General features: G+C 53.9%; 18 protein-coding genes. 3 read left to right on the top strand and 15 right to left on the bottom strand.

Features of this window, described 5'->3' with window-relative positions:
- Positions 1-55 precede the first annotated feature (55 nt).
- Positions 56-532 carry a prepilin peptidase gene (locus H7R58_RS02250; RefSeq protein ID WP_106930834.1) on the top strand — a complete coding sequence of 159 codons (477 nt, stop codon included), beginning with the start codon at positions 56-58 and terminating at the stop codon, positions 530-532.
- Here the strand turns inward: H7R58_RS02250 and bfr are convergent.
- The 11 genes from bfr to fkpA form a co-directional block, all read right to left on the bottom strand.
- A complete protein-coding gene (gene bfr / locus H7R58_RS02245; RefSeq protein ID WP_182929919.1) occupies positions 516-992 on the bottom strand; it encodes a bacterioferritin in 477 nt (158 codons plus the stop codon). The genes H7R58_RS02250 and bfr overlap by 17 nt on opposite strands.
- 72 nt (positions 993-1064) lie before the next feature.
- Complete coding sequence (gene bfd / locus H7R58_RS02240; RefSeq protein WP_035894970.1) at positions 1065-1259, bottom strand: bacterioferritin-associated ferredoxin; 195 nt, start codon at positions 1257-1259, stop codon at positions 1065-1067.
- Between the two features lie 183 nt (positions 1260-1442).
- Complete coding sequence (gene tuf, locus H7R58_RS02235; RefSeq protein WP_003031109.1) at positions 1443-2627, bottom strand: elongation factor Tu; 1185 nt, start codon at positions 2625-2627, stop codon at positions 1443-1445.
- 69 nt (positions 2628-2696) lie between these two features.
- Complete coding sequence (fusA, locus tag H7R58_RS02230; protein ID WP_106925172.1) at positions 2697-4811, bottom strand: elongation factor G; 2115 nt, start codon at positions 4809-4811, stop codon at positions 2697-2699.
- Positions 4812-4907: 96 nt separating this feature from the next.
- Complete coding sequence (rpsG, locus tag H7R58_RS02225; protein ID WP_035894363.1) at positions 4908-5378, bottom strand: 30S ribosomal protein S7; 471 nt, start codon at positions 5376-5378, stop codon at positions 4908-4910.
- A 95-nt stretch (positions 5379-5473) separates the two neighbouring features.
- Positions 5474-5848: a 30S ribosomal protein S12 gene (gene rpsL, locus H7R58_RS02220; protein WP_000246815.1), complete on the bottom strand. Its 375-nt coding sequence runs from the start codon at positions 5846-5848 to the stop codon at positions 5474-5476.
- Positions 5849-5971: 123 nt separating this feature from the next.
- Positions 5972-6259, bottom strand: coding sequence for a sulfurtransferase complex subunit TusB (gene tusB / locus H7R58_RS02215; RefSeq protein WP_106925171.1), 288 nt, complete (start codon positions 6257-6259; stop codon positions 5972-5974).
- A 7-nt stretch (positions 6260-6266) separates the two neighbouring features.
- Positions 6267-6626 carry a sulfurtransferase complex subunit TusC gene (gene tusC, locus H7R58_RS02210; RefSeq protein ID WP_106925170.1) on the bottom strand — a complete coding sequence of 120 codons (360 nt, stop codon included), beginning with the start codon at positions 6624-6626 and terminating at the stop codon, positions 6267-6269.
- The gene (gene tusD, locus H7R58_RS02205; RefSeq protein ID WP_182929918.1) at positions 6626-7012 is read right to left on the bottom strand and encodes a sulfurtransferase complex subunit TusD; all 387 of its coding nucleotides are present in this window, start codon (positions 7010-7012) and stop codon (positions 6626-6628) included. The genes tusC and tusD overlap by 1 nt, the downstream gene beginning before the upstream one ends.
- Positions 7012-7734 carry a helix-turn-helix transcriptional regulator gene (locus tag H7R58_RS02200; RefSeq protein WP_064541597.1) on the bottom strand — a complete coding sequence of 241 codons (723 nt, stop codon included), beginning with the start codon at positions 7732-7734 and terminating at the stop codon, positions 7012-7014. The genes tusD and H7R58_RS02200 overlap by 1 nt, the downstream gene beginning before the upstream one ends.
- A 165-nt stretch (positions 7735-7899) precedes the next feature.
- Positions 7900-8721 carry an FKBP-type peptidyl-prolyl cis-trans isomerase gene (fkpA, locus tag H7R58_RS02195; RefSeq protein WP_106925168.1) on the bottom strand — a complete coding sequence of 274 codons (822 nt, stop codon included), beginning with the start codon at positions 8719-8721 and terminating at the stop codon, positions 7900-7902.
- A gap of 231 nt (positions 8722-8952) precedes the next feature.
- Between fkpA and H7R58_RS02190 the strand changes: the two genes are divergently transcribed.
- Positions 8953-9171 (top strand): protein SlyX, encoded by a 219-nt coding sequence (locus H7R58_RS02190; protein WP_106925167.1) that lies wholly within the window; start codon positions 8953-8955, stop codon positions 9169-9171.
- A 112-nt stretch (positions 9172-9283) separates the two neighbouring features.
- Here the strand turns inward: H7R58_RS02190 and slyD are convergent, their stop codons facing one another.
- The 4 genes from slyD to kefG form a co-directional block, all read right to left on the bottom strand.
- On the bottom strand, positions 9284-9880 hold the full coding sequence (gene slyD / locus H7R58_RS02185) for a peptidylprolyl isomerase (RefSeq protein ID WP_106925166.1): 597 nt from the start codon (positions 9878-9880) through the stop codon (positions 9284-9286).
- A gap of 96 nt (positions 9881-9976) precedes the next feature.
- The gene (locus H7R58_RS02180) at positions 9977-10177 is read right to left on the bottom strand and encodes a YheV family putative zinc ribbon protein (RefSeq protein ID WP_106925165.1); all 201 of its coding nucleotides are present in this window, start codon (positions 10175-10177) and stop codon (positions 9977-9979) included.
- A 10-nt stretch (positions 10178-10187) separates the two neighbouring features.
- Positions 10188-11993, bottom strand: coding sequence for a glutathione-regulated potassium-efflux system protein KefB (kefB, locus tag H7R58_RS02175; protein ID WP_106925164.1), 1806 nt, complete (start codon positions 11991-11993; stop codon positions 10188-10190).
- Complete coding sequence (gene kefG / locus H7R58_RS02170) at positions 11993-12547, bottom strand: glutathione-regulated potassium-efflux system ancillary protein KefG (protein ID WP_106925196.1); 555 nt, start codon at positions 12545-12547, stop codon at positions 11993-11995. Before kefG ends, kefB begins: the two co-directional genes overlap by 1 nt.
- Positions 12548-12716: 169 nt before the next feature.
- Between kefG and H7R58_RS02165 the strand changes: the two genes are divergently transcribed.
- Positions 12717-14624, top strand: a complete 1908-nt coding sequence (locus H7R58_RS02165) for an ABC transporter ATP-binding protein (protein ID WP_106925163.1) — start codon at positions 12717-12719, stop codon at positions 14622-14624.
- Positions 14625-14627: the final 3 nt, after the last annotated feature.

Below are 14627 nucleotides of genomic sequence, written 5' to 3'. Positions count from 1 at the left end.
ACCCTTCTCCCCTCCCGCCACACTCGCCCAATATTTCCAGACCGGTATCCAAACAATGACGCTTATCGCCTTTCCTTTCTTTATTGCCTACGTGCTGTTGAGCAGCGCCCTATGCTGGCATGACGCTCGCACGGGGTTGCTGCCCGACCGTCTCACCTGCCCTCTCCTGTGGGCGGGGCTGCTCTTTCAGCTGAGCCTGCGGCCGGCTAACGTTAATGATGCACTATGGGGAATTTTTGCCGGCTATGGTGCCATGGCCATGATTTATTGGGGATACCGGGGGCTTCGCGGGCGTGAGGGATTAGGCTACGGCGACGTAAAATATCTGGCGGCGTTGGGAGCGTGGCATGGCTGGCCATCGCTGCCGGTTTTAGTGCTAACGGCCAGCACGATGGCTGCGATATACGTATTCAGCACAGCCTGCTGGCAGCGCTCGTTGGCGGGCATAAAAAACCCGCTGCCGTTCGGTCCATTTCTGGGGGCTGCGGGTTTTATTGTTGCCGGCGTGTCGGGGTTTAATCTTCGACTTTGATCTGCGACTGAAGGTAGTTCTGCAGGCCAATTTTACTAATCAAATCCAGCTCGGTTTCCAGCCAGTCGATGTGATGTTCTTCCTCAGTCAGGATATTGATCAGCATATCGCGACTGACATAATCATGAACACTATCGGCATAGGCTATCGCTTCACGGAGATCTTTCGCGCCGTCCAGCTCAAGCTTAAGGTCAGACTGCAGCATCTCCTCGACGTCCTCGCCGATATGCAGCTTGCCCAGGTCCTGCATATTGGGGATCCCTTCAAGAAACAGAATACGCTCGATGTAGCGATCGGCGTGTTTCATTTCATCGATGGATTCGTGATACTCAATATCGTTGAGGCGCATCAGGCCCCAGTTTTTGAACATTCTCGCGTGGAGAAAGTATTGGTTTATTGCGACAAGCTCGTTTCCCAATAATTTATTGAGATAATTTATTATCTTAACATCACCTTTCATTTTATAGACCCTCCGCTTCCACATATTGAAGCGTAGAACGGACTACAGGGATGTCAAAAAAGAAATCCGGGCTCAGGCAATCTCTTTGAACTCTGGCATTTGCATTAATTCGTCTTCCATCACCTCACGGGCCGCACGAACGCATTTACCGCATTGATTTCCAATAGGAATACATTTTCTTAACTGCTGGAAAGACTGCGGATGAAACTGGCGTACTGCCTGGCGAATTTTTTTATCGCTGACGCCATTACATAAACAAACGTACATACCCACTCCCGTTCAATTTCTGAACAAAGTGTAAGTGAGAATAATTATGATTACAATAGCGACATGCAAATTGCAGCACGAAAGAGATAAAGAGAGCGGTTAAAAATGCGCAGTAATAAACATCAGAAAAGCAAAAAGGGCGCCGAAGCGCCCTTTTTAAGCTCAAAGCTAATTAAGCAATAATTAGCTCATTACTTTAGCAACAACGCCCGCACCTACAGTACGGCCGCCTTCACGGATTGCGAAACGCAGACCGTCGTCCATCGCGATCGGGTGGATCAGGGTAACAACCATTTTGATGTTGTCGCCCGGCATTACCATCTCAACGCCTTCCGGCAGTTCGATGGTACCAGTCACGTCAGTCGTACGGAAGTAGAACTGCGGACGGTAGCCTTTGAAGAACGGAGTATGACGGCCGCCTTCGTCTTTGGACAGGATGTACACTTCAGATTCGAACTTGGTGTGCGGCTTGATAGAACCCGGCTTAGCCAGTACCTGACCACGTTCGATTTCTTCACGTTTGATACCACGCAGCAGAACACCAACGTTCTCACCAGCACGGCCTTCGTCCAGCAGTTTGCGGAACATTTCAACGCCAGTACAGGTAGACTTAGCAGTCTCTTTGATACCAACGATTTCAACTTCTTCGCCAACTTTGATGATACCGCGTTCTACACGACCGGTAACAACGGTACCACGACCGGAGATGGAGAATACGTCTTCGATCGGCAGCAGGAACGGCTTATCGATAGCACGTTCTGGTTCCGGGATGTAAGAATCCAGGAAGCCAGCCAGTTCGATGATTTTCGCTTCCCACTCTGCTTCGCCTTCCAGCGCTTTCAGAGCAGAACCACGAACGATCGGAGTGTCGTCGCCCGGGAAATCGTACTGAGACAGAAGTTCACGAACTTCCATTTCAACCAGTTCCAGCAGCTCTTCGTCATCAACCATGTCGCATTTGTTCAGGAACACGATGATGTACGGAACGCCTACCTGACGACCCAGCAGGATGTGCTCACGAGTCTGCGGCATCGGGCCGTCAGTCGCAGCAACAACCAGGATCGCGCCATCCATCTGCGCAGCACCGGTGATCATGTTTTTAACATAGTCGGCGTGGCCCGGGCAGTCTACGTGTGCGTAGTGGCGAGTCGGGGTGTCATATTCAACGTGAGAAGTGTTGATGGTGATACCACGAGCTTTTTCTTCCGGCGCGTTATCGATCTGGTCGAAAGCACGAGCAGCACCGCCGTAGGTTTTAGCCAGTACGGTGGTGATTGCAGCGGTCAGGGTAGTTTTACCGTGGTCAACGTGGCCGATGGTGCCGACGTTGACGTGCGGTTTTGTACGTTCAAATTTTTCTTTAGACACGGCTATATTCCTTACTATAGTGCTCTCCCCTTTGGAGAGAGCACGGGACTTAGGTTTTAATCCTGTGGATTATTTACCACGGGCTTCAATAACGGCCTGAGCAACGTTGTTCGGCGCATCGTCGTACTTCAGGAACTCCATGGAGTAAGAAGCACGGCCTTTGGTCAGTGAACGCAGCTGAGTTGCATAACCGAACATTTCGGACAGCGGAACTTCAGCGTGGATCACAACGCCAGTCACGTTGGATTCCTGACCTTTGAGCATACCACGACGGCGGCTCAAGTCACCGATAACGTCACCAGTGTTCTCTTCCGGAGTCTCTACTTCAACCTTCATGATCGGTTCAAGCAGAACTGGTTTTGCTTTCTTAAAGCCATCTTTGAAGGCGATAGAAGCGGCCAGTTTAAACGCCAGTTCAGAGGAGTCAACGTCATGGTAAGAACCGAAGTGCAGACGAACACCCATGTCAACAACCGGGTAACCAGCCAGCGGGCCAGATTTCAGCTGTTCCTGGATACCTTTATCAACGGCCGGGATGTATTCGCCAGGGATTACACCACCTTTAATGTCGTTGATGAACTCGTAGCCTTTCGGGTTGGAACCCGGCTCCAGCGGGTACATGTCGATAACAACATGACCGTACTGACCGCGACCACCAGACTGCTTAGCGTGTTTACCTTCGATATCGGTAACTTTCGCGCGAATCGCTTCACGGTAAGCAACCTGAGGTTTACCGACGTTCGCTTCAACGTTGAATTCACGTTTCATACGGTCAACGATGATGTCGAGGTGCAGCTCACCCATACCGGCGATAATGGTCTGGTTAGATTCTTCGTCGGTCCATACGCGGAATGACGGGTCTTCTTTAGCCAGACGGCCCAGAGCCAGACCCATTTTTTCCTGGTCAGCTTTGGTTTTCGGTTCTACTGCGATGGAGATTACCGGCTCAGGGAATTCCATACGTTCCAGAATGATCGGCGCATCCGGGTCACACAGGGTGTCACCAGTGGTTACGTCTTTCAGACCGATTGCAGCAGCGATGTCGCCCGCGCGAACTTCTTTGATCTCTTCACGTTTGTTTGCGTGCATCTGAACGATACGACCGAAACGCTCACGTGCAGTTTTCACGGAGTTCAGTACGGTATCACCAGAGTTAACCACACCGGAGTACACACGGAAGAAGGTCAGGTTGCCCACGAACGGGTCGGTAGCAATTTTGAACGCCAGTGCAGAGAACGGCTCGTCGTCGCTTGCGTGACGCTCAGCCGGGGTATCTTTACCGTCGTCCAGGATGCCGTTGATCGCAGGTACGTCAACCGGGGATGGCAGGTAATCAATTACCGCATCCAGCATCGCCTGAACACCTTTGTTCTTGAACGCAGAACCACAGGTTACCAGGATGATTTCGTTGTTCAGAACGCGCTGACGCAGAGCTTTTTTGATCTCTTCTTCAGTCAGTTCTTCACCACCCAGGTATTTCTCCATCAGCTCTTCAGAAGCTTCAGCAGCGGATTCGATCAGGTTCTGGTGCCATTCGTCAGCCAGTTCCTGCATGTCAGCCGGGATATCTTCGTATTCGAAGGTAACGCCCTGGTCTGCATCGTTCCAGTTGATGGCTTTCATTTTCACCAGGTCAACAACACCGGTGAAACCTTCTTCAGCACCAATTGCCAGCTGCAGCGGAACCGGGTTCGCGCCCAGACGGGTTTTGATCTGACCAACAACTTTCAGGAAGTTAGCACCCATACGGTCCATTTTGTTAACGAACGCGATGCGTGGAACTTTATATTTGTTAGCCTGACGCCATACGGTTTCAGACTGTGGCTGAACACCACCAACTGCGCAGTAAACCATTACTGCACCATCAAGAACACGCATGGAACGTTCTACTTCGATAGTGAAGTCAACGTGCCCCGGGGTGTCGATGATGTTTACGCGGTGCGGTTCATACTGCTTAGCCATACCAGACCAGAATGCAGTAGTCGCTGCGGAAGTGATGGTAATACCACGTTCCTGCTCCTGCTCCATCCAGTCCATGGTAGCGGCGCCGTCGTGAACTTCACCGATTTTGTGGTTTACACCGGTGTAGAACAGAATACGTTCGGTAGTAGTGGTTTTACCGGCGTCGATGTGCGCACTGATACCGATGTTACGGTAGCGTGCGATGGGTGTTGTACGAGCCATTTGATTCCTCGTTTATCTTTTTAGGCGTTCAGTTAAGTAACCCAAAGCGGGCTGCTTCGCTGAAGCGCCCGCCTGGTGACTAATACTCCGAAGGGATTACCAACGGTAGTGTGCGAACGCCTTGTTGGCTTCTGCCATACGGTGAACGTCTTCACGTTTCTTAACTGCAGTACCTTTGTTGTCTGCAGCGTCAGAAAGTTCGTTCGCCAGGCGCAGAGCCATGGATTTATCACCGCGTTTACGAGCAGCTTCTACGATCCAACGCATTGCCAGGGCATTACGACGAACCGGACGAACTTCAACTGGAACCTGATAAGTAGAACCACCTACACGGCGGGACTTAACTTCGACAGTCGGGCGCACGTTTTCGAGCGCAACTTCGAATGCTTCCAGTTCATTTTTACCAGAACGCTGAGCCAGGGTCTCCAGCGCGCTGTATACGATTGATTCTGCAGTAGATTTTTTACCATCTACCATCAGGATGTTAACAAATTTAGCCAGCAGTTCTGATCCGAACTTAGGATCCGGCAGGATTTTACGCTGACCAATGACGCGACGACGTGGCATGGAAATACTCCGTTGTTAATTCAGGATTGTCCAAAACTCAAAGAGTTTAGTTTGACATTAATATAAAACGTTTGGCCTTACTTAACGGAGAACCATTAAGCCTTAGGACGCTTCACGCCATACTTGGAGCGAGCTTGCTTACGGTCTTTAACGCCGGAGCAGTCAAGCGCACCACGAACGGTGTGGTAACGAACACCCGGAAGGTCTTTTACACGACCGCCACGGATCAGGATCACGGAGTGCTCCTGCAGGTTGTGACCTTCACCACCGATGTAGGAAGTCACTTCAAAACCGTTAGTCAGACGAACACGGCAAACTTTACGCAGTGCGGAGTTCGGTTTTTTAGGAGTGGTAGTATATACACGAGTACATACGCCACGTTTCTGCGGGCAGGCTTCCAGTGCAGGCACGTTGCTTTTTGCAACTTTGCGAGCACGTGGTTTGCGAACCAGCTGGTTAACTGTTGCCATTAAATAGCTCCTGGTTTTAGCTTTTGCTTCGTAAACACGTAATAAATCGCCTCATATAATATGAGGACGCGAAATTTTAGGGCCATGCCGAAAGGGTGTCAAGAAATATACAACGGTATGGCATTACCAGGACATCTGAACCGGGTGTTTTACCGTTAACCTGACGAAGTCAGTATAGCTGACCATGATGACATCGCTCGAAATTTGAGCACAAAGACCGCGCGCTTGCACATCTACATTCAACACGTGGATGGATATGGGGGCAGCGCGCAGAATTTCAAGGAAGTGGCTGTTTTCAACCGCCGCCAACACGCCGTCGGCGATCAGCAGCAGGTCGTCGCCTTCAGCCATCATGCGGATCATGCCCGCGATGTCTGAATGCCAGGGAGAAGTACTGAGCGTATGCAGCATAAGGGCCTCAGAAGCGCAGAATCACATCGTAACCGTTAAGCCGGTCGCGCAGGGCATCCGGTTCTAACGGCTCAACGTCGGCGACAAACGTCGTCTCTGCCGCCAGACCACGCTCACGCATCGAGGCGGCGCAAATCCAGCAGTTTTCAATATCGTAGAGCGCCAGCAGTTTGAACGTGGCGATGTAGTCTCGGGCCAGAATAACGCCAGGCGTCTGCTGGCTGAGCAGCTGAAACACGCCGTCGCCGATGAAAAAGACGCCTAAATCTTCGCTCAAGGCCGACGTCGCCAGCAGCGCATCCAGCCCTTCACGGCCCGCAGCGCTGCCGTGCGGCGCGCTGGAAAAAACAAACGCAACGCGTTTCATCAGAACTGCACCATTCGATCGCAGGTCAGCGCAGCTTCAGCCAGCGAACCCAATCCGCTTAGCAAGAAACCCGGCTGTAGGTTAAACATGGGCAGGCCAAGCTGGGCGGCTTGCGTTTCATCGGACACACCGCGACGCAGTGCCGCCGCCACGCAAATATGCAGCGCCACGCCATGCGTATCATGCAGCGACTGCCACGCGCGAACTAAATCAAACTCATCGCTGGCAGGAGACGTCAGCTGATTGGCGTTATACACCCCTTCACGATAGAAAAAGACGCAGGCTATCTCATGACCTTCCGCCAGCGCCGCCTGCGCGAACTGCAGCGCGCTGCTGGCCTGCTGCGTGCCGTAGGCCGGGCCGGTCACCATCAGGGCAAAACGCATTACTTATCCTGTCCCAGGAAATCGCCGTTCTTAAACTGGCGAATGTAGAGGTAGACGGTGTGTTTGGAGATGTTCAGACGATCGGCGACCTGGTTGATAGCGTCTTTGATATCAAAGATACCCTTCTCGTAAAGATTGAGCACAATCTGGCGATTTTTGGCGTTATTGGAAACGTTGCGATCGGCATTCACCTCTTCAATGGTGAATTCCAGCGTCTGGGTGACCAGGTCCTCAACCGAGGAAGCAAAGTTAACCGCAGAGCCTACTTCCGGTGTTTCAGGCGGAATAAAGGTATTCATGATCTGCGAGAACGGTACATCAAGATTCATATTGATGCACAGCAGGCCAATCACGCGCTGATCGCGATTGCGAATAGCGATGGTAACCGACTTCATCAGCACGCCGCTTTTGGCGCGAGTAAAGTAGCATTTGGAAACGCTGCTATCCGCCCCGGTCATATCATGCAGCATCCGCAGCGCGAGGTCGGTAATGGGCGAGCCAATTTTACGCCCGGTATGTTCGCCGTTAGCGATACGAATAGCCGAACATTTGAGATCCTGAAGTGAATGCAGCACGATTTCGCAGTGGGAACCAATGAGCATCGCCAACCCGTCCACTACCGCTTCATAGGATTTCAGGATATCGAAGTCGGTTTGATCGAAAGGACGTTGATCCAGTAAATCAAGCTCACTGGTTTCGTTGGTTAAAAGCGACCTGGACATGAAAAAAAGCACTCCTTTTCAGGAGCCTGTCGTTATGTTGTCAGGGCAGGCTCATCACTATTAGGGGCATCTAAAGTAATACAGCGCATAAGGCGCTTTCCAGCATTAATTATACCCTGCCGATAATAAAAAGCCGCCGCCCAGTGGGCGGCGGCAATCTGACTATTATTTTTTGCTCGCGGCAGCGGCCTTGTCTGCCGGTGCAGCTTCAGGCTGCGCTTCGGCTTTCGGTGCCGGTTTCACGTCTAACAGCTCAACGTCGAAGACCAGCGTTGAGTTAGCCGGAATACCCGGAACACCGGTTTTACCGTAGGCCAGATCTGGTGGGATAACCAGCTGGATTTTACCGCCTTTCTTGATGTTTTTCAGGCCTTCAGTCCAGCCAGGGATAACACCATCAAGACGGAAGGACAGCGGCTCACCGCGGGTGTAGGAGTTATCGAACTCTTTACCGTCGATCAACGTACCTTTGTAGTTTACCACCACGGTATCGCTGTCTTTCGGCGCTTCGCCGGTGCCTTCTTTCTCTACTTTGAACAGCAGACCGGTTTTAGAGGTCTTCACGCCTTTTTCTTTGGCAAACTTCTCACGGAAGGCTTTGCCTTTCGCTTCGTTGTCAGCGGCGTCTTTTTCCATCTTCGCCTGAGCGGAGGCCTTCACGCGAGTCTCAAAGGCCTGCAGAGTTTGTTCGATTTCCTGATCGGACAGTTTGCTCTTGTCAGCAAACGCGTCCTGAACGCCGGCGATCAGCTGGTCTTTATCCAGTTTGATACCCAGTTTTTCCTGTTCTTTCAGGGAATTTTCCATGTAACGACCCAGCGATGCGCCCAGCGCATAAGCAGATTTCTGGTCGTCATTTTTGAATGACGCTTTGCTCTCTGCTGCCGGTGCTGCTTTCGCCGCCGCGTCAGCCGCGAAGGTCATCGGCGCATTCAGTGCAACGGCCATTGTGGTTGCCAGAAGCGTTACTTTAAACAGTGATTTCATCCATCTCTCCAGGGCCGGGGCCTCTCGCCCCATGTTAACAAAATGAGAAGCGTACTATAGAACGTTGTAGAGGAAATCTACATACGAACGCGCCTTATATCGACCCTTTTCAGACTCTTTTTGTTTAAATAAGTTTCCGCTCACGTACGGCAGTGCTGCACGGGTGGATAAAGTTGCGTAGAATCCGCCGCGGCGGTAACGCTTTTGCCGATAACAGGGGAGAGAGACATCATGCAGGAAACGACAATCGAGGCGCGTCTGGCTGAGCTGGAAAGCCGACTGGCCTTCCAGGAAATCACCATTGATGACCTCAACCAGACGGTCACTGCCCATGAAATGGAAATGGCCAAACTGCGCGAGCATCTGCGCCTGCTGACGGAAAAGCTGAAAGCCAGCCAGCCGTCAAATATCGCGTCTCAGTCCGAAGAGACGCCGCCGCCCCACTATTGAGGCGTAAAAAAAGCGGGTTTCCCCGCTTTTTTTGTGCCGGATAATGACGTCAACGTCTTATCCGGCCTGCCGTAGGCCTGATAAGCGCAGCGCCATCAGGCAAACAGACGGCTTAGTGGCAACCGCAGCCGCCGTTGCCTTTACCGCCACCGCCGCAGCAGCCTTCGCCGCCGTGGTCGTGACCGTGGTCATGGCCGTGACCGCCACAGCAGCCATCTTCACCGTGATCGTGGTGATGATCGTGCGCACCGTGTACGTGGCCGTGAGCCAGTTCTTCTTCGGTTGCTTCACGGATAGCGACAACTTCCACGTTGAACTTCAGGTTCTGGCCAGCCAGCATGTGGTTGCCGTCAACCACAACGTGATCGTCTTCCACTTCGGTGATTTCAACCGGAACCGGACCTTGGTCGGTTTCTGCCAGGAAGCGCATGCCAACCTGCAGTTCGTCAACGCCCATGAACACGTCTTTAGGAACGCGCTGCACCAGGTTTTCATCATACTGACCGTAAGCGTCGTTAGCTTGAACAGCAACGTCGAATTTATCACCCACTTCGTGACCGTCCAGCGCGTTTTCCAGGCCGGAGATCAGGGAACCGTGACCATGCAGGTAGTCCAGCGGAGCACTTACCGGAGACTCATCAACCAACACACCGTCTTCTGTACGTACCTGATAGGCCAGGCTGACCACCAGGTCTTTTGCTACTTTCATGATATCTCCTGAGCATGGGAATATTTTAGTGGCGCAGATTGTAGCGGAATTCTACACCCGTGTACCCATAAGCTTAAAAAAAGACAGCACGGATCGCTACTCCGGATGAAAAATACCGATCACTTGTTCCTCTTTGCGCACATGATCGCGCGCCTCTTTATCGGCCTCGCGCATCTGATGCCCGCACTTAACACATTCAACTACATCAATATTATTTTCGCGCCACATCGCCATCGAGTCCTGCGCCTGACACGACGGGCATTTTGCGCCCGCGATAAAACGTTTACGTACCGCCATGCTTCACCTTCTATTCAAATTCATCCCAGCCGTCCAGCTGCCGTCGCTCTTGCTGCATTTCACGCTGGAAGATCTCCTCCAGCTCGCGCCGCGCTTCCCGCACGCGCGAAATTTGTTGGGTGTCGCTGTGTACCGGCATGAGTTCACGCAACATACGCATATCCAGCCGCTTAAAATGCAGCTGCGCGCGCTGTGCCTGATGCGGATGCATACCGGTCGAGATAAGTGCCTTACGCCCCAGCTCAAGCGCGCTGGAGAAGGTCTCGCGGGAAAACTGTACCACGCCCGCCTGCAACAGTTCGTGCGCCTCCACACGTCCTCGCGCACGGGCCATAATTTTCAGATGCGGGAAGTGCTGCTGGCAGATCTCCACCAGCTTCATGGTATCTTCCGGCTCGTTGCAGGTGATAACGATCGACTGCGCCTGCTCGGCCCCAGCCGAACGCAGCAGCTCAACCTGAGTCGCATCGCCGTAATACACCTTGTAGCCGTATTTACGCATCAACTTAACGGCGCTGATATCGCGCTCAAGTACGGTAATGCGCAGCTTGTTAGCCATCAGCAGGCGCCCTATTACCTGACCAAAACGACCAAAACCTACGACGATCACCTGCGGTTTATCGTCATCCACCCACGGCGCTTCATCCTCTTCTTCCGGCCCGTTAAAGCGGCGCGCCAGCACCCGGTCAACCACCTTCATCAACAGCGGTGTCGTCATCATTGATAGGGTGACGGTCACCAGCAGCAGCGACATCTGGTCGCCCTTAAAGACCTTAAACGACGATGCCGCGGAGAACAGCACAAAGGCAAACTCCCCGCCCTGGCTCAGCACGCCGGCAAACTGCATCCGCTCCGCGCTGCGCATCCCGTTAAGATGGGCCAATAGATACAGCACCATCGTTTTCACCGCTACCAGCAGCGTCACGCAGCCAATGACCAACAGCAGGTGGCTGTAAAGCACGCCGAGATTGAGCGACATGCCCACCGAAATAAAGAACAGGCCCAACAGCAGCCCTTTAAACGGCTCAATGGCGATTTCCAGCTCGTGACGGTATTCGCTTTCCGCCAGCAGCACGCCCGCAATAAAGGTCCCCAGGGCCATCGACAGCCCCAGCGCATCCATAAACAGCGCCGAGCCCAGCACCAACAGCAGCGTGGCGGCGGTAAACACCTCGCGCACGCCTGAGCTGGCAATAAAGCGGAATACCGGACGCAGCAGGTAGCGCCCACCGATCAGCATGCCGGCAAAAGCCAGCACCTTCAGCCCCACGGTCTGCCAGTTAAAATGCTCGTCACCGGCCCCCGCCAGCAGCGGCACCAGCGCCAGCGCCGGAATCACCGCCAAATCCTGAAACAGCAGCACCGAGAAGCCGAGCTGCCCCGCTTCGCTGCGATTCATGCCCTTTTCACGCATCAGCTGCAGGGCCATCGCCGTTGACGACATCGCCAGACCAATCCCGCCAATTGCCGCCGCCTGCCACGAGAAGTTAGTTAGCATCAGCAGACCGCCGAGGATTGCCGCGCTGAAAATAACCTGAGCGGCCCCGATGCCAAAAATGGGCCGCCGCAGCTGCCACAGCTTGGCCGGGTTCAGCTCCAGGCCGATGATAAACATCAGGAACACCACGCCCAGTTCAGAGAAATGGAGAATTTCGTCAACGTCGCTAATAAACCCGAGCCCCCAGGGGCCAATTGCTATCCCCGCCAGCAGGTAACCTAACACCGCACCGATCCCAAGCCGCGCTGCCAACGGCACCGCGGCGACCGCCGCAAAGAGGAACAGTACGCCCGCAAGCAATAAATCAGAGCCTTCCATCATCGCCCTCCTGCCGTTATCGGCGCCGCCAGCCAGTCGGCGTAGGCTTTCGCCTGGCTTGCCAGTTCATTAGGCGGCTGACGTCGCGCCCAATAAACAATTATCGGACTCATCCAGTGCATATGGCACATAGCGGCGGTGAGTTCAAACGGGCGCAGAATATCGCTCATCGGATAACGGTTGAGCCCGTCATGACGATAGGCGCTTTCCGGTTCACCGGTTGTGATAACGCTGCGCCAATACTTTCCTGCCAGCTGATTGCCACCAATACCGCTGGCAAAGCCGCGGCTGAGTACGCGGTCAAGCCACTCTTTGAGCAGCGCCGGGCAGCTGTAGGTATAAAGCGGGTGCTGGAAGACAATGACATCATGCTCGCGCAGCAGCGCCTGCTCGCGCGGGATATCAATAAAAAAATCAGGATAGTGCGCGTACAGATCGTGCACGGTCACGTTACTTAACTGCAAAGCCGGCTTGAGCAAAACCCGGTTAGCGACCGAGTCCTGTGATTCCGGATGGGCATAGATCAGCAATACTTTCGCCGTCTGCGTCATTATTCCCCTCCCGGGCGTCAATCACATCCTCTTTCGGGTCGCTAAACGCAACCTGAATGATTTTGTGTATAGTCATCGTTTTGGGCTACCATTGCGGCCCGGTCTAGCGATTCGCTTACCACATTACATTACCACAATGACAATTTAACATATTCAGAACATACGGCGCCTTATGATTGTTTTCTCCTCGTTACAAATTCGTCGCGGCGTGCGTGTCCTGCTGGATAACGCATCGGCCACCATCAACCCAGGGCAGAAAGTCGGCCTGGTGGGGAAAAACGGCTGTGGCAAATCCACGCTGCTCGCGCTGCTGAAAAACGAGATAAGCGCCGACGGCGGCAACTTTACCTATCCCAGCAGCTGGCAACTGGCGTGGGTAAACCAGGAAACCCCTGCGCTGCCTCAGCCCGCTCTGGACTATGTCATTGACGGTGACCGCGAATATCGCCAGCTTGAAGCTCAGCTCAACGATGCTAACGAACGCGATGATGGCCACGCCATTGCCACCGTTCACGGCAAGCTGGACGCGATTGACGCGTGGACTATCCGCTCTCGTGCTTCCAGCCTGCTGCACGGTCTGGGCTTCAGCAACGAACAGCTCGACCGCCCGGTCAGCGACTTCTCGGGCGGCTGGCGTATGCGCCTTAACCTGGCGCAGGCGCTGATTTGCCGCTCCGACCTGCTGCTGCTCGATGAACCGACTAACCACCTCGACCTTGATGCGGTGATCTGGCTGGAGAGATGGCTGAAGAGCTACCAGGGCACGCTGATTCTGATTTCCCACGACCGCGACTTCCTCGACCCGGTGGTGGACAAAATTATTCATATCGAACAAGAAACGATGTTCGAGTACACCGGCAACTACAGCTCGTTTGAAGTACAGCGCGCGACGCGCCTGGCGCAGCAACAGGCGATGTACGAAAGCCAGCAGGAGCGCGTGGCGCATCTGCAAAGCTATATCGACCGTTTCCGTGCGAAGGCTACGAAGGCCAAGCAGGCACAGAGCCGTATCAAGATGCTTGAGCGTATGGAGCTAATTGCCCCGGCCCACGTCGATAACCCGTTCCACTTCAGCTTCCGCGCGCCGGAAAGCCTGCCGAACCCATTGCTGAAAATGGAAAAGGTCAGCGCGGGTTACGGCGATCGCACGATCCTCGAATCCATCAAGCTGAACCTGGTGCCGGGCTCGCGTATCGGCCTGCTGGGCCGCAACGGCGCGGGTAAATCGACGCTGATTAAGCTGCTGGCGGGCGAACTGGAGCCGCTGCACGGCGAAATCGGCCTCGCCAAAGGCATTAAGCTCGGTTACTTCGCCCAGCATCAGCTGGAATTCCTGCGCGCGGACGAATCGCCGTTGCAGCATCTGGCGCGTATGGCGCCACAGGAGCTGGAGCAGAAGCTACGCGACTACCTCGGCGGCTTCGGCTTCCAGGGCGACAAAGTGACCGAACACACCGCCCGTTTCTCTGGCGGCGAGAAAGCCCGTCTGGTGCTGGCGCTGATCGTCTGGCAGCGCCCGAACCTGCTGCTGCTCGATGAACCGACTAACCACCTGGATCTCGATATGCGCCAGGCGCTGACCGAAGCGCTGATCGATTTCGAAGGCGCGCTGGTCGTGGTCTCGCACGATCGCCACCTGATCCGCTCCACCACTGACGATCTGTATCTGGTGCACGACAAAAAGGTCGAGCCATTCGACGGCGACCTGGAAGATTATCAGCAGTGGCTGAGCGACGTGCAAAAACAGGAAAACCAGGCCGACGAAGCGCCAAAAGAAAACAACGCCAACAGCGCTCAATCGCGTAAAGACCAGAAGCGCCGTGAAGCCGAGCTACGCACGCTGACCCAGCCGCTGCGCAAAGAGATTACCCGCCTGGAAAAAGAGATGGAGAAACTCAATGCCCAGTTGGCGCAGGCGGAAGAAAAGCTGGGTGACAGCAGCCTTTACGATCCGAGCCGCAAAGCCGAAATGACCGAATGCCTGCAGCTTCAGGCCAGCGCCAAATCCGGGCTGGAGGAGTGCGAAATGGCGTGGCTCGAGGCGCAGGAGCAGCTCGAACAAATGATGCAAAACGACTGACAA

The sequence above is a fragment of the Klebsiella sp. WP4-W18-ESBL-05 genome, from assembly GCF_014169075.1.
Taxonomy (GTDB): domain Bacteria; phylum Pseudomonadota; class Gammaproteobacteria; order Enterobacterales; family Enterobacteriaceae; genus Kluyvera; species Kluyvera ascorbata_B.
Note: the sequence above shows the minus strand (reverse complement) of the source record. Positions and strands in the feature narration are given on the sequence as shown.